The organism is Burkholderia sp. Bp9099 (assembly GCF_003857805.1).
Taxonomy (GTDB): Bacteria; Pseudomonadota; Gammaproteobacteria; order Burkholderiales; family Burkholderiaceae; genus Burkholderia.
The window spans coordinates 184793-204132 of record NZ_QTPU01000012.1 but is presented as its reverse complement, the minus strand read 5'-3'; the positions used below and the strand labels follow the sequence as shown (position 1 = coordinate 204132).

The following is a 19340-nucleotide window of genomic DNA, read 5'->3' as shown; positions in this document are numbered from 1 at the left end:
CGCGGTGCGTTTCAGCGAGAAATCGCCGGGCCGCTCCAGTTTCCTGGCCCGCCCGAAGTGCCGAAAAGGCACTAAAAGGGCGGGTTGTCGGTTCGCCATAAAAACGCCAAAGGGGCTTGCCGCCCCCTGGTGTGTGTCGCGATGTCGTGCGCGTCAGATGCGCATCGGCATCACGACATACTTGAACTCGTCGTTCTCGGGCACGGTAATCAGCGCGCTCGAGCTGGCGTCGCCGAGGCTCACCTGCACGGTGTCGACCTTCAGGTTCGCGAGCACGTCGAGCAGATACGTGACGTTGAAGCCGATGTCGACGGTATCGCCCTGGTAGGCGATTTCGAGTTCTTCCTGCGCCTCTTCCTGATCGGCGTTGGTCGACATGATCTTCAGCTGGCCCGGTGCGATGATGCAGCGCACGCCCTTGAACTTGTCCGAGGTCAGGATCGCCGCGCGCTGCAGCGAACGCTGCAGTTCTTCACGGCCGATCTCGAACGTGTTCTTGTGCGCCTTCGGGATCACGCGCTGGAAGTCGGGGAACTTGCCCTCGACGAGTTTCGACACGAGCTCGACCTGGCCGAACGTGAACTTGGCCTGGGTTTGCGCGATGTCGATGGTGACGGTGTCGTCGATGTCTTCGAGCAGGCGCTGCAGCTCGAGAATCGTCTTGCGCGGCACGATGACTTCCTGGCGGCCGAACGTGCCGCCTTCGAGCTTCATCGACGAGAACGCGAGGCGGTGGCCGTCGGTGGCCACGGCCATCAGCTGGTCGCCGTCGACGACGAGCAGCATGCCGTTCAGGTAGTAGCGGATGTCCTGCTGCGCCATCGCGAAGTGAACCATGCCGAGCAGCTGGCGGAACGACTTCTGCGGGACGGTGAGCGTGGCGCCGAAATCCTTCGCCTGCGCGACGGTCGGGAACTCGTCGGCCGCGAGCGTCTGCAGTGCGAAGCGGCTCTTGCCCGATTGAACGGTGAGGCGCTTGTCGGCGAGCGACAGCGTGACCTGGCCGTCAGGCATCGCGCGCAGGATGTCGAGCAGCTTGCGCGCGGCGACGGTGGTCGCGACCTGGTCGCCGCCGACGCCGAAATCGGCGCGCGTGGTGATCTGCAGCTCCAGGTCGGTCGACAGGAACGAAACGTCCGGGCCGTTCTTGGTGATCAGCAGGTTGGCGAGGATCGGCAACGTATGGCGGCGTTCGACGATGCCGCTGACCGTTTGCAGCGGCCTGAGGAGTGTGTCTCGTTCGGTCTTGACCAGTTGCATAGAGTTCCTTCGTTGAGTAACGGCCTGCAGCGCAGCAGCCTCGCAGCGCCCCGCCGGCCGGGCTCTTGGCCCGCCACCACCGGGGCGGTCAAACCAGTATTGTGCCTCAAAACCGAACCGCCCCCCTTAAATTGGGGCGGAGGCCGAATTATCAAGCGCGGTGCGCGCGCTCAGCCCTTCAGCGTCTGTTCCAGCACGTGCAGCTCATGGTTGAGCTGCGCGTCCTTGCTGCGCTCGTCGGCGATCTTGCGCACCGCGTGCAGCACGGTAGTGTGATCGCGCCCGCCGAACAGCTCGCCGATTTCCGGCAGGCTCTTCTGCGTGAGTTCCTTCGCGAGATACATCGCAATCTGCCGCGGCCGCGCGATGTTCGCGGGGCGCTTCTTCGAATACATGTCGGCGACCTTGATGTTGTAGAAGTCGGCGACGGTCTTCTGGATGTTCTCGACCGAAATCTGCCGGTTCTGCACGGTCAGCAGGTCCTTCAGCGCTTCCTTGGTCAGCTCGATCGAGATCTCGCGGCCGTGGAACTTCGAATACGCGAGGATCTTGCGCAGCGCGCCTTCGAGTTCGCGCACGTTCGAGCGCAGGTGCTTCGCGACGAAGAACGCGACGTCTTCCGACAGGTTCACGCCTTCCGACTGCGCCTTGCGCATCAGGATCGCGACGCGCATTTCCAGCTCGGGCGGCTCGATCGCGACGGTGAGGCCCGAGTCGAAGCGCGAGATCAGGCGATCGTCGATGCCCGAGATTTCCTTCGGATACGTGTCGCTGGTGATGATCACCTGCGCCTTGTTCGCGACCAGCGCCTCGAACGCGTAGAAGAATTCCTCTTGCGTGCGCGACTTGCCGGAGAAGAACTGGATATCGTCGATCAGCAGCAGGTCGAGTGAGTGGTAGTAGCGCTTGAAGTCGTCGAACGCCTTGCGCTGGTACGCCTTCACCACGTCGGACACGTACTGTTCCGCATGGATGTAGCGGATCCGCGCGCCGGCCTTGTCGAGCAGCAGCTGGTTGCCGATCGCGTGGATCAGGTGGGTCTTGCCGAGGCCGACGCCGCCGTACAGGAACAGCGGGTTGTACGAGATGCCCGGGTTGTCCGCGACCTGGATCGCGGCGGCGCGCGCGAGCTGGTTCGCCTTACCGGTCACGAAGTTGTCGAACGTGAGCACGGGGTTCAGCTTCGAGCGCTCGTACATCGAATCGGCTTCGCCGCCGTTCGCGGGTGCCGCACCGGGGCCCGGACGCCACGTGCGGCGGCCGGCCGCCGCTTCGTGCGCGGGCAGGCTCGGCAGGTCGATGTCGGCGTCGTCGGCGTTCAGGTGATGCGCGGCGGCAGCCGATGGCGTCATCGGCACGTCGGCCGGCGCGCTCGGTGCGGCCGATGCATTCGCGGTCAGATTGGCGGCGATCGCGGCCACCGTGGCGGCCGGGCCGCTCGGTGCGAGCGGCGCACGCGGCGCGGCTGCGCCCGGTGCGGCGCTGGCCGCTGCACTGCGCATGCCTGCCTTCGGATCGAGGACGAACTGGACTTCGATCGGCGCATTCCAGAAATCTCGGGCCAGATCTGAGATCCGTCCCGAAAACTGGCTCTTGACCCAGTCCAGCTTGAAGCGGTTCGGCGCGGCGATGGACAGCGTGTTCGCCGACGCATCGAAGGCCACCGGGGCCAAGGGTTTGATCCACGTCACGTACTGCTGGGGCGTCAGCTCGCGCTCCAGCAGTGCGGAACAGTGTTGCCAGAAATCGTTCATCAAGTAACTGTCGTTTTTTGCGTGCACAGCGCGGCTCGCCGGCGCCCTTGTCGCGGTTGCGCAACAAGGCCCGAAGCGGTCGTGCGAGCGTGCCTCGGACGCCTGCGTCACAGTGTTGGAGGGGCAGGCGCGGGCCGAGGCGGCGTGCGGGATTCTTGGAGATAAGGCGAGATTCTACCGCCAAACGCGGCCACAGCGCGAGTTATCCACAGGCCGGGATTGTGGGTCGCGGGGCCGGATCGGCGCGGGCCGGCACAGGCGAGCGACTCCTAAAGTATTGACCGTCAAGAGAAAAACGGTTTAAATAGCGGGTTCCGCGAAAACCAATCCTGTATTCCCGGCGATTGCGTTCGCCCGAATGCCTCCGGTTAAGGGCACGCGGTCCCCTGAATTTCGACATTCTCGAACAAGTGAGAACATCATGAAACGTACTTACCAACCGTCCGTGACGCGCCGCAAGCGCACCCATGGCTTCCGTGTCCGCATGAAGACGGCAGGTGGCCGCAAGGTCATCAACGCTCGCCGCGCGAAGGGCCGCAAGCGCCTCGCCATCTAAGGCAGGTTGCGCGCTGTGTCCGCCGTCCGCAGTCCTGCGGAAGGTGCCGTCGAGCCGGGTGCGAATCCGTCGCAGACGAAAGCCGCCTTCCCGAAAGCTGCGCGACTTCTGAAAACGGATGAATTTTCATCCGTTTTTCGTTTGCGCCCCTGGCGGCGCTCCGCGCACTTCGTGATCTACGGCAAGCCGACCGGTCAGCCCGCGCGTCTGGGGCTCGTCGTCGGCAAGAAGTATGCGCCGCGTGCAGTAACACGTAACCTCGTGAAGCGGCTGGCGCGCGACGCGTTTCGCCTGCGCCGGACCGAATTCGCCGGTTACGACCTGCTGCTGCGGCAGCACACGCGCTTCGACAAGAAAGCGCTGCCGAGCGCGGCTTCCGCCCCGCTCGCGGCGATGTGCGCGGCCGAGATCCGCGAACTGCTCGACAGGGCAGTCCGGGAAATCGCCCGCCGGGCGTCGAAGCCCGCGTCCGAGTGACGCATCCGTGTCCGGTGCGGCGTTCGCGCCTGCCCGGCCGGTTTTGACGCGGCGTCTTACGGCGCCGCCCAAGGTATGGAAACGGTATTGATCGCCTTGCTGCGCTTCTACAAGGTTGCCGTGAGCCCGATGCTCGGCAACCGTTGCCGTTTTTATCCTTCCTGTTCGGATTACGCGCGCGAGGCAATCCAGTATCATGGCGCCGCGCGCGGCACGTATCTCGCCGTCAGGCGCGTGTGCCGATGCCATCCGTTTTCCGCGGGCGGCATCGACCTCGTCCCGCCGCCCAACTCCGACACTCGCGCTCGCGGCGAAGCCGACGCGCGGTCCCATCGACTCTGAGACAACGCATGGATATCAAACGCACCGTCCTATGGGTGATCTTCTTCATGTCAGCTGTCATGCTGTACGACAACTGGCAGCGCGACCATGGACGCCCGTCGATGTTCTTCCCGAGCGCCACGCAAACGGCCCCCGCGGCTGCGGGCGGTGCATCGGGCACGGGCGCGACGACGACGACCGTAGGTGACGCACCTGCCGCAGCCGCAGGCACCGCACCGTCGACGACGGCACCGGCCGCGCAGGCGCAGCTCGTGAAGTTCTCGACCGACGTGTATGACGGCGAAATCGACACGCGCGGCGGCACGCTCGCGAAGCTGACGCTGAAGAAGCAGGGCGACGGCAAGCAGCCCGACCTGTACATCACGCTGTTCGACCATACGGCCGGCCACACGTATCTCGCGCGCTCGGGCCTGCTCGGCGGCGACTTCCCGAACCACAACGACGTCTACACGCAGGTCAACGCGGGCCCGACGTCGCTGACGGGCGACCAGAACACGCTGAAGCTGTCGTTCGAATCGCCGGTGAAGGGCGGCGTGAAGGTCGTGAAGACCTACACGTTCACGCGCGGCAGCTACGTGATCGGCGTCGACACGAAGATCGACAACGTCGGCACGGCACCGGTCACGCCGACGGTCTACATGGAACTGGTGCGCGACAACACGGCCGTCGAAACGCCGATGTTCTCGCATACGTTCCTCGGGCCGGCGGTCTACACGGACGCGAAGCACTTCCAGAAGATCGACTTCAGCGACCTCGACAAGAACAAGGCGAACTTCGAGAAGTCCTCCGACAACGGCTGGGTCGCGATGGTGCAGCACTACTTCGCGTCGGCCTGGATTCCGCAGCAGGGCGCGAAGCGCGACATCTACGCTGAAAAGATCGATCCGGCGCTGTACCGCGTCGGCGTGAAGCAGCCGGTCGCCGCGATCGCGCCGGGCCAGTCGGCCGACGTGCAGGCGCGCCTGTTCGCCGGTCCGGAAGAAGAGCGCATGCTCGAGGGCGTCGCGCCGGGCCTGGAACTCGTGAAGGACTACGGCTGGGTGACGATCATCGCGAAGCCGCTGTTCTGGCTGCTCGAGAAGATCCACGGCTTCGTCGGCAACTGGGGCTGGGCGATCGTGCTGCTGACGGTGCTGATCAAGGCGGTGTTCTTCCCGCTGTCGGCTGCCAGCTACAAGTCGATGGCGCGCATGAAGGAAATCACGCCGCGCATGCAGGCGCTGCGCGAACGCTTCAAGAGCGATCCGCAGAAGATGAACGCCGCGCTGATGGAGCTGTACAAGACCGAGAAGGTCAATCCGTTCGGCGGCTGCCTGCCGGTCGTGATCCAGATCCCGGTGTTCATCTCGCTGTACTGGGTGCTGCTCGCGTCGGTCGAAATGCGCGGCGCGCCGTGGATTCTGTGGATTCACGACCTGTCGCAGCGCGACCCGTTCTTCATCCTGCCGGTGCTGATGGCCGTCTCGATGTTCGTGCAGACGAGCCTGAACCCGACGCCGCCGGACCCGGTCCAGGCGAAGATGATGAAGTTCATGCCGATCGCGTTCTCGGTGATGTTCTTCTTCTTCCCGGCAGGTCTCGTGCTGTACTACGTCGTGAACAACGTGCTGTCGATCGCGCAGCAGTACTACATCACGCGCAAGCTCGGCGGCGGCAAGAAGGCCTGACGCCCTTGGCACACGCGGGCGGCCAGCCGTCCGCGATGCACGTAAGAAAGCCGCATGGTTTCATCCATGCGGCTTTTTTGTTTCTGTCGCGTGGCGGCGCGGGGGCGTTGACCGCTGCCGTTCAGGCTTTCTTCGCTTCGATTTTCGTGTCGCCGCCGTAGAACTGCTCGATCAGTTCCTGAACGAGGTAACGCTGATGCGGCGGCAACGCCTCGATCTTCGACGCGAGTTCGATCGTCTCGGGTGTTGGCGGATAACGCTCGTCGCGCGGCAGCGGTTGCGGCGTCGTGTGTTCGGTCACGCTCGGCGACGGGCCGTAATGCAGCCAATGCAGTTCGACGCGCAACCAGTCGGCGAGCGTTTCGAGTTTGTCCGGCGTCGGAATCGTGCGGCCCGTCAGCCATTTGTGCGCGGTTTGCGGCGAAACCGGCTGCGCACCGCGGTGACGCAGATTGAACCGGTTCGCGAGTTCCGTCGCGCCGGTGACCTTGTCCGGGCTGCGCCGCAAGGCGAATTTCAGGCGTTCCGAGAACGCTGCTTTTTCTTCGGGTGTCGGCATGGGGGTGATTGTGCAATTCCGCCGACACGTCTCAGACAACCATATAGGCTAAACATAGCCTATACGGACGAATCCCAACCTGCCGTGGACCGTGCGGCGGAATTGGGGCCGCAGTGTCGGACCGTTCGGAAAGGCATACTCGTCCGAAATGGACAGGACGTGATTGTCCGGCATTGATACTCGACTTATCCCCGTCGGGATAAATTCGGGTAAGTTCGACGCCGATCAGGCGTCCGGTGGCGTGCGGGCCGGCAGGCTACAATGCCGGCGTCCCGATGCCCGAACTGTTGTGCGGGCGCACCACTGACGCTCTGTTCACCCGATTCATCCGATTCCCATGCTCGCTACCGATTCCGATCCGATCGTCGCCATTGCCACTGCTGCCGGCCGGGGGGGCATCGGCGTCGTCCGCGTGTCGTTCGGGCGCGGCGGCGAGGCGGCCGCGCTGCCGCTGATCGACGCGTTGTGCGGGCAGCGGCTCGCGCCGCGCCATGCGAGCTATGTGCCGTTCCTCGACGCGCACGGCGCGCCGCTCGACCGCGGAATCGCGCTGTATTTCCCCGCGCCGCATTCGTACACCGGCGAGCACGTGCTCGAGTTGCAGGGGCACGGCGGGCCGATCGTGATGCAGCTGCTGCTGCAGCGTTGCCTCGATGCGGGGCGCGGCTTCGGGTTGCGGCTCGCGGAACCGGGCGAGTTCACGCGGCGCGCGTTTCTGAACGACAAGCTCGACCTCGCGCAGGCCGAGGCGGTGGCCGACCTGATCGAGGCGAGTACTGAAGCGGCGGCGCGCTCGGCCGGGCGCTCGCTCGACGGCGCGTTCTCGCGGCAGATCCACGCGCTCGTCGAGGATGTGATCACGCTGCGGATGCTGGTCGAGGCGACGCTCGATTTCCCGGAAGAGGAAATCGACTTCCTGGAAGCGGCCGATGCGCGCGGCAAGCTCGCGAGGATCCGCGAGCAACTGGCGCACGTGCTCGGTGACGCGCGGCAGGGCGCGCTGCTGCGTGAAGGGTTGTCGGTCGTGCTCGCGGGGCAGCCGAACGTCGGCAAGTCGTCGCTGCTGAATGCGCTCGCCGGCGCGGAGCTGGCGATCGTTACGCCGATCGCGGGCACGACGCGCGACAAGGTCGCGCAGACGATCCAGGTCGAAGGGATTCCGCTGCACATCATCGATACGGCCGGGCTGCGCGAGACGGAGGACGAAGTCGAGCGGATCGGGATTGCGCGCACGTGGAGCGAGATCGAGCGCGCCGACGTCGTGCTGCATCTGCTCGATTCGCGCACGGGGATGACGGCGGACGACGAGACGATCGCGGCACGGTTCCCGGATGGCGTGCCGGTGGTGCGGGTGTTGAACAAGACGGACCTCACCGGCGTGCCGGCGTGCGTCGAGCATCCGGCGGCCGAAGGCGACCTGACCGAGGTGCATCTGTCGGCCAAGCGCGGCGACGGCATCGACATGTTGCGCGCGGAACTGCTGCGGATCGCGGGGTGGCAGGCGGGGGCGGAAGGCGTTTATCTGGCGCGCGAGCGGCACTTGATTGCGCTGCGGGCTGCGCAGGAGCATCTGGCGCAGGCGGCGGATCACGCCGAGCAGCGCGCGCAATCGCTCGATCTGTTTGCGGAGGAACTGCGGCTCGCGCAGGAGCAACTCAATGCGATTACCGGGGAGTTCACTTCGGATGATCTGCTGGGCGTGATTTTCAGCAGGTTTTGTATTGGGAAATAACCTCGCTTCCACCGGGCTCCATCAAGGTCCACTGAAACCCTTGAAACCCGCATGAATACTAGGTTTCTTGCCCATCAAGCTCTGCTGAAGCACACTGAAAGCCGTCTGTTTTTATGTCCAAGTTTATGTCCAAGTAGCGGTTTTGGCCCAGGCCTTCCTCTACTTGGACATACGGAGGAAGAAGATGGCACTCACCGACACCGCCCTCAAGGCACTCAAGCCCAGGGACAAGACCTACACCGTTAGCGACGATCGCGGCCTGTACCTGGAGGTATTTCCAACCGGGGGGATGGTCTGGCGCTACCGCTACCGGCTGAACGGCAAGTACGAAAAGCTCACGCTGGGCAAGTACCCGGCATTGACCCTCAAGAACGCCAGGCTCATGCGCGACGGCGCATCGCAGATGGCGGCCATTGGCGAGTCTCCTGCGCAGAAGAAACAGCGCGCCAAGGTGGCCGGCCCGGAAGACACCACCCTGAGCCAATTCGCCGAGCGTTTTTTCAAGGAGATCCAGCAGCGCGACCGCAAGAACAACACGATGCCGCGCCGCTATCTGGACAAGGACATTCTTCCGCACATCGGCATGAAGCCGGTATGTGAACTCACGGCCGAAGACGTTCGGTCGGTTATCTGGCGCAAGAAGGAGCAGGGTTTCGACGCGGCGGCGGGCCAGGTGCGCGGCCTGCTTAAACGCATGCTGGATTACGCGGTGACATGCGGGCTGATCTCGGCCAATCCAGTCATGGCACTGCCCATGCGGCATATCTACAAAGCTGCCTCGCGTGAACGTGCATTGCCCACCGAGGAAGTCAAGCAGTTCCTCCAAGCTGTACACCTGTCGAACGTCCGCCGTCAGTTCAAGATCAGCCTGCAACTCATCCTGATGACGCTGGTCCGCAAGTCGGAGCTGCTGTTGGCCAAGCAAAAGGACGTGCATCTCGAAGAGGCCGAGTGGCACATCCCCCAGGAGAACTCGAAGACGGGCAAGCCGCACATCGTCTATCTGTCAAAGCAGGCGGTAATGCTGTTCCGCGAACTCTTCGTGCTCGCAGGCACAAGCGAGTGGGCCTTGCCTGGACGTGGCACACAGACGAAGCCGTTCGCCCATAACGCGCTCAACCAGGCGCTAAACGTGTCGCTGCGGGGGCAGGATATTCCAGCGTTCACCATCCACGACCTGCGCCGGACGGCATCCACCTTGCTCCATGAAAAGGGCTGGGCATCCGACGTCGTAGAGAAGGCGCTCAATCACACCATTGGTGGCGTGCGCGGTGTCTACAACCGGGCCGAATACGCGGAACAACGCAAGGCGATGTTGCAAGCATGGTCCGATACCATCGACACGCTTGTACCTTGCGCAAACTTGGTTGTTTCACGGCCGTAGCCAAGGCCTCTTGACCTTTTCGGGTAGGGCTTCTCTCCCTTGAACCCCTTCCCTTGGTCTTTGCATCTGGCCTTTTTCCATCTGCTCCGGAGCTTGCTTCTTGGCACAGGAATGTTGACGCTGCTGTGCCGTTGGACAGCGTTATGTTTTTCGAACCTGTCCCATATACATGGGAACGGCAGATACCTAGGCTTGCTTCCGTGGGCGTCCATGTACGCCCACGGACGTCCTATATCTGCTGAGAGCCCGCTGCCAGCCGTGCCCTGGCGGCAGCAACCGTAGGTGCTCAGCCCACTTGGAGCATCTATGGCAAGCCAAGCATCCAGCATGTCCACCGACGTATCCCTTGAGCGCCAAATCTCGGTCGCGCCGCTCAACCAGATTCAGTTGGGCGACGTGACCCTCAGTATTTCAGCGTTTGACGAATGGCTTGGCGCAATCAGCCATGGCAGCGCGAACTTGAACCGCCTGCGCACCGTCGCTGGGAATTTTCCTGCAGTCCTCAACATCTTGAACCTGGCCGACCTGCTCGGCGATATCGTCACCCTTACGACCCACCCCGAGCCTCATGCCTCTGACTGGTTGAGCGTCAGCCTCAACCTGATCGGCCTGATGCCCGAGCCGGGTACCGCCGCTGCCCGTATGGTGTTGCGGCCCACCCTGTTCTTGGCGCGGCAGGAACTCCTGCAGGGCGGTAATGCGCTGGTGGGCGAGGCGGCACGGCGTACCCTGACCGCCAACCTGAACAACAGTATCGAGGGGGAACTGGATAACCTCGCGCGACAGGTGCAGTTAAGGCTACCCGGTCTGCTAGACGCGGCGGCGGCGTTTGGCGAAAGCCTGCTATTGGACCTTGCCAATGGCCTGGAGGCACTGGCCCGGGCGAAGCCTTCTGCGCCGGCTACCCTGGGGGCCAGCGCATCGGCAACGACCGAACTGCGCGATCCAGCCGCTGCGTTTTCCAACCTCTACGACGCAGCCTATCAATTCCTTCGCAGCAACGCGGCTGCCCGTCCCCCTCTCGAACAGAGTTCGCCCCTTGAGTCGCCGGCGCTGGTCAGCACCAACGCCCAGGCATTGCGCCAGTTCGCCGCATTATTGGGCAAGCAGGTGCGGCAACAAGGCAAGGCCACGCAGGCAGGCTGCGTGGGGTGGGTTGCAGCAGGATTGGTCCGCTCGCTTGATGCCCGGACAGCGGGCGCCGGGCAGAGTGCCAGCATCAAGCCAGACGCGACCAGCATCGCTGGGCGCCAGGTCCCCGGCGAGTCCCTTGATGTACGGGTCAAGGAGCGGCCCGCGGAGCAAGATCCCAGTATGTGCAAGAACGGCGCACCGTCGGGTAGCGGCAGCAGCATCAGCTTTGCCACGGGCACCGAAACCCTCTCGCACACCGACTTCGCCCTGCCGGGCCCGTTCCCCCTTACCTGGACGCGCACCTACCGCTCCAACTTGGGAGCCTACGATGCGGGTGAACAGGGCGCGCGCTGGATCACGCCGTACACCACACGCTTCGACGTGCAAGGCGACGGCCTGCGCTATCACGGCGCCGACGGCCGCAGCCATGACTACCCGTTACCCAAGGTCGGGCAGTTCCATGAGGATCGCATCGAAGACCTCCTCCTCGTGCGCGCAAGCGACCACCAGCTCGTCCTGTGCCGCGGCTACGAGCAACGCGAAACCTACCAGCGCCACGGCGAGCGTTTCCTGCTCGTGCAGATCGAGCTGCGCGGCGGCGCTGGCCTGCTGCTCGGCTACGACCACCGCGTGGGCGAGCGCGTGGTGCTCTCCGACCTCGTCACCTACCAGGACGACCCGAGCCAGCCGCATACCCACCTGGGCACCAACGTGGACGCGCATGGACGCATCATCGGCCTGTGGCTGATGGGCGAGGACGAGCCCCTGCGACGCCTGAGCCTGTATCGCTACGACGAGGCTGGCGACCTCACCTTGGCCCAGGACGAGAACGCCGAGGTCTGGACCTACCAGTACCAGCGCCACCTGATCACCCGCTACACCGACCGTACCGGCCGGGGTATGAACCTCGCCTGGCAGGGCGAAGGCCCCGATGCCCGCGCCGTGCACGAATGGGCCGACGACGGCAGCTTTGCGATGCGTCTGGCGTGGGACGAAAACATCCGCCTCACCTACGTCACTGATGCCCACGGGCAGGAAACAAGGCATTACTACGATAGGCTCGGCTACACCTACCGCATCATCCATCCGGACAAACGTTCCGAGTGGTTCCACCGCGACGACGCCAAGAACATCGTCCACCACATCCGTCCCGACGGCAGCGACGATCGCTACGCCTACGACGAGAACGGCAACCTGCTGGAGCACATCCGCGCGGACGGTACCACCGTGCACTACGCGTGGGACACGAAAGACCAGCTCATCAAGATCAGCGACGCCGAGGGCGGCCTCTGGCTGCGCGATTACGACACGCGCGGCCGGCTCACGGAGGCCATCGACCCGCTGGGCAACAAGACCGAGTACGCGTACAACCTGATGGGCTTGCCCATCGGTATCACCGACGCTAACGGCAAGACCAAGCAACTCGAGTACAACGCCAACGGCCAGCTTACCCGCTACGTCGACTGCTCCGCCAAGGCCAGCGCATGGACCTACGACGAACGCGGCCAGCTCGTGCAGTTCACCGACGCGGCGGGACAGGTCACCCGCTACCGTTACGACGCGGGCCAGCTTGCCGCTATCCGCCACCCGGACAACAGCGAAGAACACTTCGAGCGCGATGCCGAAGGGCGCCTGCTGACCCACATCGACGCGCTGGGGCGGCGCACCGAATGGGACTACACCGAGGCCGGGCTGCTCGCCAGCCGAGTGGACGCGGCCGGCCAGCGCCTGGGCTACCAGTGGGACAAGCTCGGCCAACTCACCGCGTTGCGCAACGAAAACGGCCGCGATGCCGAGTTCCACTACGACCCGGTGGGTCGCCTGCTCGCCGAAACCGGCTTCGACGGCGCGACCACCCGCTACGAGTACGAGGAAGAAACCGGCAAGCTGGCACGCGCCGTGGACGGGCAGCGCATCACGGCCTACACCTTCGACGCCATGGGCCGCCTTGCCGAGCGGCGCGCGGCGCTGCAAACCGGCGATGCCGAACCTAGCGAGCGGGACTGGCAGGTGGAACGCTTCGCGTATGACCTCAACGGCAACCTCGCGCTGGCGACCAACGCCGACAGCCGCCTGCAATGGTTCCACGACGTAGCCGGCAACCTGGTGCGCGAGCACCAGCATTACCGCAGCCTGGGCAAGCCGCTGGTGGCGGTATGGCAGCACGAATACGACGCGCTCAATCAGCGCACCGCCACTGTGCGCCCGGACGGGCACCGCGTAAGCTGGCTCACCTACGGCAGCGGCCACCTGCTGGCCCTGCAACTGGACGAGCGCGAACTGGTCAGCTACGAGCGCGACGACCTGCACCGAGAAGTCCTCCGCACCCAGGGCAACCGCCTGCTACAGACGCAGCAGTGGGACGCGCTGGGCCGTCTCAGCGAACAGGTGCTCGCTCACGAGGCCAAAGGGCCGGCCGCGCAGACTGCTGGCGGCGGCCGCTTGCTGGTGCGCCGCTACCGCTACGATGCCAGCGGCCAGCTCACCGACATCAACGACACGCGGCGCGGCCAGCTTGCCTACCGCTACGATCCGGTGGGTCGGCTGCTGGAAGCACAGAGCCGCCTCGGCCACGAACCCTTCGCGTTCGATCCGGCCAGCAACTTGATCGACCCCGAGGCGGAAAGGGAAACACAGCGCCAGCACATGCCGCGTCCGAAGGCGCTGGACAACCTGCTCAAGCAGTACGCCGGCACCCACTACCAGTACGACGCGCGGGGCAACCTGAGCAAGCGCTGGCACCAGGGCAAGGAGAGCCGCTACACCTGGGACCTGTTCGACCGCCTGACGCACTACGAAGACGAGCGACTGCAGGCGGACTACAGCTACGATGCCCTCGGCCGGCGCCTGACAAAGCACAGCAAGGCCCACTACGAGGAACGCCGCGAGGCCGGGCCGCACTGGAACCGCGGCGAGCGCGTCAAGCGCAACCGCGAACTGCAATGCGGCTTCACGCTGTACGGCTGGGATGGCGATACGCTGGCGTGGGAGAGCAAGATCGCCGACGAAGACGGCTTCGGTGCGCGCACCACGCATTACGTCTACGAGCCGGGCAGTTTCGTGCCGGTGGCGCAGGCGGTGCGACAGGATGCCATCGAACTGCCCGACCAGCCTGAGTACGGCGACTACTACCGGCAGGACGAAGACCCGCTGTGGCTATCGCCGCCGCCCGCGCCGGCCATCGACAGTCTGGCGTGGTACCAGTGCGACCATCTGGGCACGCCGCAGGAGTTGACGGACGAGCATAGCGAGATTGCGTGGAGCGCGGAGTATCGTGCTTGGGGCGCAGTCAAGGAAGTGATCCGCAAGGCCTCCGGTGGGCGCGTGGAATTGCGTAACCCGATCCGGTTCCAGGGGCAGTACCATGACCATGAGACGGGGCTGCACTACAACCGGCATCGGTACTACGATCCGCATGGTGCTCGCTATATAACTAAAGACCTGCTTGGTTTCGCTGGTGGCCTTAATCTTTATCTTTACGCGGGCGGGAATCCGCTAACTTCACTCGATCCACTGGGGCTGGATACGGTTGTTATTCATGGTCGAGGCATATTAAGCAATCCGTTTGGCCACGTTGCAATCGGATTTTCGGGGCAGGGGGTCTATAGCTATGGCACGGGTACACCACTCGGGGGGGGTGTGACTGATTATCTTGAGAAGCAAGCCAAGTATCGAGATACGACCGTATACACGATCAAAACCACGCCACAGCAAGAGGCTGAAATGTTAGAAAAGATTCAAGAGTACAGAAATACTCCTCTGCCGGATCCAACGAAAAGTCCAAGTGCGGCTGCGCGGGACACATGTGCAACGCGAACTCAGAACGCCCTTGAAGCCGGTGGAGTTAAATCCGTTTTCGTTCCATTGACAAGTCCTTTCCCAATAGATACGGGTGTCATCGCTCAAAGAAATGCCGCGACCATAATTGACATTCCAAAAGGCGGGAAAATTCCAGAAATCTTCTCGGTTTTTAACAGGCCGTGAGGTTGATGTGATTAAAAAGTATTGGGTGTTTATAGCGGCTATTCTTTGCGGATGCGATGGAGGGGCCATGAAAAATGAAGCCATCAACAAGCGTGAATACTCTGTGCTCCAGTCGATTGAATATCAATATAGAAATAAGGAAAACGAAAATCCTTATTTTGTTTTGCGTAAAGCCCTTGAGACGGATTTGACGGTAATTGGGTTTCCGATAAAAGGCAAAACCAAGGGATATGCGGTAATGCTGGCAAATGCGAAAGGAATGCCTGAAGTAAAAATACTTCCTGATTCAGATTTTGTTGTTACTGAAAAATCATTGGCCGCAGTAAAGGCAGAAACGGATATATCTAGCGCACTTGACAGCGAGCTAGCCTCCAGAGTGACTCACTGATTGCGTTTCTATATCTTCGCATATCGGGCTATTCAGATGATTCCATGCTTGGTGCCACATCTATGGCGGACTATTCCCGCTAACGCGATGACACCATGACGACGACTATTGACGAACTACGGTTTCGTATAAACGCTTTGCGAGCAAAATCTAGGCGAAAAGAGGTCGCAGAGATTGCGTTCGCACTAGAGTACCTGTCTTTAACGGTTTCCCCCCTGCCCGGGAATATATTTTCACTGTATCTGGAGGTATTTTCGGATCCTCTGATTTTCTCCAGAAAAGGTATAGAGGGGTTCATTTCTGGAATTTACAACGACTTTGAGAAGCTCTCCATTGATCAAAAAGGCATCCTGTTGGAAGCCTTGGTTAATAACTCAAAAGGTTATGATGATGAGAAGTTGCGCTTCTCTGTTGGGGATATGATCGCTCGAAAGTACTCTGTCCAAGTTGCACTGGACGCTTTCCGCCGAATGTGGGCCTCGGGTGAGAAAAACTCCCGATTCATTGCTCAATTCGGCGCAGATGTTCTATCCCTTTCTCTGCCCAAAGATGGGGAAGATCGTAATGAACTGCGCAAGTTCGAACGCGAGATCGATTTGAAAGAGAAATGATCATCGCCCTAAGTACACCGCCGTAATCTGCGTCCTCCCGTGCCCCAGCTCGCGGCTGATCGCCTGCCGCGCCTGCGCATCCAAGGCGCGCTGCGCCGGCGTCAGCGACCGCGCCGAAGGACCGCCAGCGGCCGGCGCTTTCCAGCTCGTCAACGCTTCGTAACGATTCTGCGCGTAACGATGCCGCAGACCGTGCATGTTGCTCAGGCCCGCCGCTTTGCACTGCCCGTCGTAGGTGTGGCGCTGCCCGATATAGCTTTTATGCGCCGGGATCAGCGAGCCTGCGCCGGCCAGTTGGTGCGTCAGGTCGAGTACGCGCCGCTGCTCGGCCGTCGTGATCGGCACGGTCCGTTCGCGCCCGCCCTTGGTCCAACTGCCCTTGAGCGCGATGTGGTCGCCCCGGTCGGCATAGCCGGGCTGGAACTTGATGGACTCTTCGCGCCGCAGCCCGAAAGCCTGCTGCAATTGCAGGCTCATCCGCACATGCGCATCGCGCACGCTGTCGAGTGCATCCCCCAACGCCTTTGACTTATCGGCATTGGTCACATGCTGCCGCTCAGGGATGCCGAGGCGGGCGTTGTCGGCGGGAAGGATGCCGGCCTTGCCTACCTTCTCGGCCCACCAGCGCAGATGCGACATGCGGTTTTTCACGGTGCCGGCCGACAAGCCTTCGGCCTGCCAGCGCTCGACCAGCGCCTGCACATGCTTGCCCTTGAGCGAGTTCGGCGACATCCGCCGAAAACCCGCCTCGCCCAACTGGCGAGCTACCAGCGTCAGCCCGCGCAGCCGGTCGGCCTGGGTGGTGTGGCTGCCATCCTTGTTGCGCCGGCAAAGCTGCCGCAGCCCGTAGGTCAAATCATCCATGGCGCACCTCCTGGGTGTTGCGTCTTGTCTTGCTTTCTGAGATCGAATCGGTAAGTGAAATTGCCGGCTCGCTAGGCGAGGCTCCCGAAGGACGAGGGCATGGTGCTCAGAACACCGGTTTTGCCTCGAAATGAGGCGTCTGCCGTACTCCCTGGAGGGAGATGGGGCAGAGGGTCAGCGAAAGACCAAACAAGCCAGTGGCGGGGATGAAAACCTCCTTTGAGTGAGTGGGATGGGTAGAGCCGGTCGCGAGCGTTGCGCTCAAAACGTGGCCGCAGGAATAGCGCGCCGTGGGCGCAGGATTGACGAGAACAGCCGGAGAAAAATGGCTCTGCCCCGTGGGTAGGAGCGGCATGCGGGGGAGCCTGGGCATGCCTGGGGATGGTTCCGCCCTGGTCAGGGAGACGCTTGCAGGAACCTGCGTCTTTGGGGTTGCCGATGAACAAAGCCCATCGGTCTTGGCGTACTGCAGGGCCAGTGTAGGAGGGCCTCGTCACGCATGCCGCAAACAATAGGAACGCGCGCAAACCCATATTTCGCGCGGGTTCCGTGGGGCCGTCACTGCGGTGTGCAGTGACGGCCCCATCGCGTTGCTAGGGTGCCGTGCAAGAAACCAAAGGCGCTGCGGCAGCACCGCGCATAGGGGCTGCTGGGCCAGTCGTGTGCGTGCCTGCTGACGCCGCCCCTACGGGGCTTGTCGGCTACCCGCCCTGGGCGCGCAATGGGTTCCCCATTGCACACCCAGCACGGGCAGCGTGATTTGTGCAGCGGCTTGCCTGGGAGGTGCTGGACGTCGCGCAGTGGGGGGCAATGGCGGGCGCACAGGCCGCAGCGGAACGCAGCCGCAGGCGAGCACCGAACGGGCGAGCACCCGGCGCAGCGCACCATTGATGCCCACGCAGCGACCCAAGCCTCACGGCGGGGTGCAGGGAGGCTTTACCCCCTGCACCCTTGCCCTTCGGCAAGAACGGAGTTCCAAGAGGCGGCACCTCTTGGTCAAGGCCGCAGGCCGCGAAACTGGGCCAGCGGCTTACGCGGAGTTTGGCCGCATGTGGACACCCTGCAGGAACCGCTCGGCCACAAGGTCACCGGCCCGTTCCGGGAGCCCCAAGAGCCTGCGAGCCCGGGCAAGCTGTGCCTGCGCCACCTCGGGCGCCGCAGGCTTATGCGCAGGTGTCGGCGGTGCAGGCGGCGCAGCCGGGGTTACCTTGTGGACAGGCGCATTAGCGGGGTCCGTGCTGGCGGGTTTCCTCGCCGCCCACAAGCGGAATTCCCCTGCCAACACACGCCGCACCAGGCCGAACAGATAGGCCACGGCATTGCGCACAGCCCCCTGCCGAACGCGCGCCTCCAACTCGTCCAGCACATCTTGCTGGTGCTCACCTGGCAGACGCCGCAAGGCCATCTCCACATCGCGGTGCTGGTCCGGTGCCATCTTGTCCAGGCATGGTGGCAACCGCAGAGCGAACGCCGATTTTGGTGGGTCGCTTTCTTGCGCGCTCGCGCGGAACGTACGTACTTCTTTTAAAGAATACTTATACGTACGTACTGGCGAATCAGCTTTCGATGTGGTCGAACCCGCGTTGTCGTGGGCGACTGGCAAAGGTGCTTTCCCCTTTGGCGGCGGAGACGGAGGCGGGTTGCTGGGGTTGTCATCGTCCGCCAGCCCGGCCCGTGCGCGGGCCAAGGCAATCTGCTGGCGAAGAGTCGCGGGCAAGTCCCGGTCCGCTGCCAGTTCATTCAAGACGCCGATCGCCACCGAGCGCACGACGTGGTTGGGATGCGCGACCGAGCGTTCCAGCAACTCGATGTACTCGGGGTCCGAGGCACACACCTCCGGGCAGGATTGCGGAGTGTCATGCACGGCGTAGAGCGTGTTCTGCACCTGGCCGGTGAGTGGGTCACGGCGATGCCCCGCCAGATGCACCCAACGCGTCATGCGCAGCACGCAGACAGTGCGCGAGGCTGTCTCGTACGCTGCCCTCTGATTGCCTGCCTTGCAGGCCAGGAACGGGCGCATCTGTTCGTAGTTGGGCAGCGCGCTGGTGCCGTCTTCACCCACGCGGGCGCGGAAGACCATCCAGGCATTGCGCTCCAGCGGCGTCAGCCGCTCATCGAGCAGCAAGCCCAGAGGGACGCTGACATTGCCGGGCGAGCGGGGGTTGGTCGAGGCGCGCGAATCATTGGACGAGGGGTTGGTTTGGTCGAACATGTTCGGTCTCCATACGGTCCTGGCGAGGTAGCCAGATGGGCCATATGTCAGCCGAAGCCTGCCTTCGTGTCGTCGAACAATCCGGCATGCGCCAGTTCCTATTTACGGGCGAACAAGGGCGTGAAAAAAGTGGGCTTCGAGGCTAGAATCAAGCACGTCTGGCTTCCATGAGAGACAGGGCCTGTCTCTTGGCCGGCGTTGACCGACGATTGGCAGCGGAAGATATCCACAGAACCCGCTTCCGCGTGGCATCTAGTGTCTCCACTGTTATCCACAATCGGCCAAGAAGCGCTAGAACATGAACGTATGTCCAAGTTTATGTCCAAGCACCTAAAGTGAAATCCAAAAAACGCTTTAGATTCAAATGGGTAGACAGCTTTCTCTTGCTTCTGTATTGGCAAGTAGGCGGGCATTTC

At 63.0% G+C, this 19340-nt stretch carries 15 protein-coding genes; 10 read left to right on the top strand and 5 right to left on the bottom strand.

Annotated elements, in window-relative coordinates; all coding sequences use genetic code 11:
* Window positions 1-153 precede the first annotated feature (153 nt).
* Both dnaN and dnaA read right to left on the bottom strand, forming a co-directional pair.
* Window positions 154-1260, bottom strand: coding sequence for a DNA polymerase III subunit beta (gene dnaN / locus DIE17_RS16180; RefSeq protein WP_006756934.1), 1107 nt, complete (start codon window positions 1258-1260; stop codon window positions 154-156).
* Window positions 1261-1430: 170 nt separating this feature from the next.
* Entirely contained in the window at window positions 1431-3014 is a 1584-nt protein-coding gene (gene dnaA, locus DIE17_RS16175) for a chromosomal replication initiator protein DnaA (protein ID WP_044848662.1), read from the bottom strand.
* 421 nt (window positions 3015-3435) lie between these two features.
* On the opposite strand from dnaA, the gene rpmH reads away from it, so the two are divergent.
* From rpmH to yidC, 4 genes are all read left to right on the top strand, one after another.
* Window positions 3436-3570 carry a 50S ribosomal protein L34 gene (gene rpmH / locus DIE17_RS16170; RefSeq protein WP_004198824.1) on the top strand — a complete coding sequence of 45 codons (135 nt, stop codon included), beginning with the start codon at window positions 3436-3438 and terminating at the stop codon, window positions 3568-3570.
* Between the two features lie 15 nt (window positions 3571-3585).
* A complete protein-coding gene (gene rnpA / locus DIE17_RS16165) occupies window positions 3586-4047 on the top strand; it encodes a ribonuclease P protein component (RefSeq protein ID WP_069746674.1) in 462 nt (153 codons plus the stop codon).
* A gap of 75 nt (window positions 4048-4122) precedes the next feature.
* Window positions 4123-4389, top strand: a complete 267-nt coding sequence (gene yidD, locus DIE17_RS16160) for a membrane protein insertion efficiency factor YidD (RefSeq protein ID WP_006750110.1) — start codon at window positions 4123-4125, stop codon at window positions 4387-4389.
* An 8-nt stretch (window positions 4390-4397) separates the two neighbouring features.
* On the top strand, window positions 4398-6056 hold the full coding sequence (gene yidC, locus DIE17_RS16155; protein WP_124520590.1) for a membrane protein insertase YidC: 1659 nt from the start codon (window positions 4398-4400) through the stop codon (window positions 6054-6056).
* Window positions 6057-6177: 121 nt separating this feature from the next.
* Here the strand turns inward: yidC and DIE17_RS16150 are convergent, their stop codons facing one another.
* Window positions 6178-6615 (bottom strand): helix-turn-helix domain-containing protein, encoded by a 438-nt coding sequence (locus tag DIE17_RS16150; protein WP_124486743.1) that lies wholly within the window; start codon window positions 6613-6615, stop codon window positions 6178-6180.
* A gap of 337 nt (window positions 6616-6952) precedes the next feature.
* Here DIE17_RS16150 and mnmE point away from each other — a divergent pair, with 337 nt between their 5' ends.
* The 6 genes from mnmE (at window position 6953) to DIE17_RS16120 (ending at window position 15848) form a co-directional block, all read left to right on the top strand.
* Entirely contained in the window at window positions 6953-8347 is a 1395-nt protein-coding gene (gene mnmE, locus DIE17_RS16145) for a tRNA uridine-5-carboxymethylaminomethyl(34) synthesis GTPase MnmE (protein ID WP_124520589.1), read from the top strand.
* Window positions 8348-8531: 184 nt separating this feature from the next.
* Window positions 8532-9731, top strand: coding sequence for a site-specific integrase (locus DIE17_RS16140; protein WP_124520588.1), 1200 nt, complete (start codon window positions 8532-8534; stop codon window positions 9729-9731).
* 327 nt (window positions 9732-10058) lie between these two features.
* Window positions 10059-14849, top strand: a complete 4791-nt coding sequence (locus tag DIE17_RS16135) for an RHS repeat-associated core domain-containing protein (protein WP_185735381.1) — start codon at window positions 10059-10061, stop codon at window positions 14847-14849.
* A gap of 67 nt (window positions 14850-14916) precedes the next feature.
* Window positions 14917-15237 carry a hypothetical protein gene (locus tag DIE17_RS16130; RefSeq protein ID WP_185500354.1) on the top strand — a complete coding sequence of 107 codons (321 nt, stop codon included), beginning with the start codon at window positions 14917-14919 and terminating at the stop codon, window positions 15235-15237.
* Between the two features lie 36 nt (window positions 15238-15273).
* Window positions 15274-15336 (top strand): hypothetical protein, encoded by a 63-nt coding sequence (locus DIE17_RS38410; protein WP_409333450.1) that lies wholly within the window; start codon window positions 15274-15276, stop codon window positions 15334-15336.
* Window positions 15333-15848: a hypothetical protein gene (locus DIE17_RS16120; RefSeq protein WP_124520585.1), complete on the top strand. Its 516-nt coding sequence runs from the start codon at window positions 15333-15335 to the stop codon at window positions 15846-15848. Before DIE17_RS38410 ends, DIE17_RS16120 begins: the two co-directional genes overlap by 4 nt.
* Here the strand turns inward: DIE17_RS16120 and DIE17_RS16115 are convergent, their stop codons facing one another.
* Both DIE17_RS16115 and DIE17_RS16110 read right to left on the bottom strand, forming a co-directional pair.
* Window positions 15849-16712, bottom strand: coding sequence for a phage integrase N-terminal domain-containing protein (locus DIE17_RS16115; protein ID WP_124520584.1), 864 nt, complete (start codon window positions 16710-16712; stop codon window positions 15849-15851).
* A 1030-nt stretch (window positions 16713-17742) separates the two neighbouring features.
* Window positions 17743-18924: an STY4528 family pathogenicity island replication protein gene (locus DIE17_RS16110; RefSeq protein ID WP_124520583.1), complete on the bottom strand. Its 1182-nt coding sequence runs from the start codon at window positions 18922-18924 to the stop codon at window positions 17743-17745.
* Window positions 18925-19340 lie beyond the last annotated feature (416 nt).

Excerpts from the sequence above, each read along its gene's own strand:
- dnaN (WP_006756934.1), bottom strand. The coding sequence starts at position 1,260 with ATGCAACTGGTCAAGACCGAACGAGACACACTCCTCAGGCCGCTGCAA.
- yidD (WP_006750110.1), top strand. The coding sequence starts at position 4,123 with ATGGAAACGGTATTGATCGCCTTGCTGCGCTTCTACAAGGTTGCCGTG.
- dnaA (WP_044848662.1), bottom strand. The coding sequence starts at position 3,014 with ATGAACGATTTCTGGCAACACTGTTCCGCACTGCTGGAGCGCGAGCTG.
- DIE17_RS16135 (WP_185735381.1), top strand. The coding sequence starts at position 10,059 with ATGTCCACCGACGTATCCCTTGAGCGCCAAATCTCGGTCGCGCCGCTC.
- DIE17_RS16110 (WP_124520583.1), bottom strand. The coding sequence starts at position 18,924 with ATGTTCGACCAAACCAACCCCTCGTCCAATGATTCGCGCGCCTCGACC.
- DIE17_RS16115 (WP_124520584.1), bottom strand. The coding sequence starts at position 16,712 with ATGGATGATTTGACCTACGGGCTGCGGCAGCTTTGCCGGCGCAACAAG.
- rpmH (WP_004198824.1), top strand. The coding sequence starts at position 3,436 with ATGAAACGTACTTACCAACCGTCCGTGACGCGCCGCAAGCGCACCCAT.
- DIE17_RS16140 (WP_124520588.1), top strand. The coding sequence starts at position 8,532 with ATGGCACTCACCGACACCGCCCTCAAGGCACTCAAGCCCAGGGACAAG.
- yidC (WP_124520590.1), top strand. The coding sequence starts at position 4,398 with ATGGATATCAAACGCACCGTCCTATGGGTGATCTTCTTCATGTCAGCT.
- DIE17_RS16120 (WP_124520585.1), top strand. The coding sequence starts at position 15,333 with ATGACGACGACTATTGACGAACTACGGTTTCGTATAAACGCTTTGCGA.
- DIE17_RS16150 (WP_124486743.1), bottom strand. The coding sequence starts at position 6,615 with ATGCCGACACCCGAAGAAAAAGCAGCGTTCTCGGAACGCCTGAAATTC.
- mnmE (WP_124520589.1), top strand. The coding sequence starts at position 6,953 with ATGCTCGCTACCGATTCCGATCCGATCGTCGCCATTGCCACTGCTGCC.
- DIE17_RS16130 (WP_185500354.1), top strand. The coding sequence starts at position 14,917 with ATGAAAAATGAAGCCATCAACAAGCGTGAATACTCTGTGCTCCAGTCG.